At 26.7% G+C, this 397-nt stretch carries 1 protein-coding gene; it reads left to right on the plus strand.

Annotation, left to right across the window (positions count from 1 at the left end):
• Positions 1 to 397 (plus strand): glycosyltransferase family 8 protein (locus A9G11_RS03700; RefSeq protein ID WP_218056033.1); only part of this gene is annotated, 397 nt, incomplete at both ends.

A 397-nucleotide genomic window follows, 5' to 3' on the forward strand; every position in this document is an offset into this window, starting at 1 on the left:
TCTATATATAAATATACCTAATTGGATTAATCAGAATGTTGAAGAACGAACTAATGAAATTTTATTTAAAAATAAATCGCTAAAATATGCAGATCAAGATGCTTTAAACATAACACTACAAAATCAAGTATTGCTCATTGATTCTAGGTGGAATTATTTATTTACCTGGATGACAGATAAACAAAAAGAAACTTTTTTTTATAACAAACAGAGCTTACCTTACTTTATACATTTCACCGGACCAAGAAAAATGTGGTACAAAGAACATGAAGGTCTTGCTCAAACTTTATATGATTTTTATAAACACTTCACACCTTGGTCTAATATCCCCCTTAAATCTTATAAGGATAAAATGAGAATAGTTGATTATAGAATTTATGCAATTAATTTTCTAAAA

It is taken from the genome of Gilliamella sp. wkB108 (genome assembly GCF_001690195.1).
In the GTDB taxonomy this organism is placed as follows: Bacteria; Pseudomonadota; Gammaproteobacteria; order Enterobacterales; family Orbaceae; genus Gilliamella; species Gilliamella apicola_L.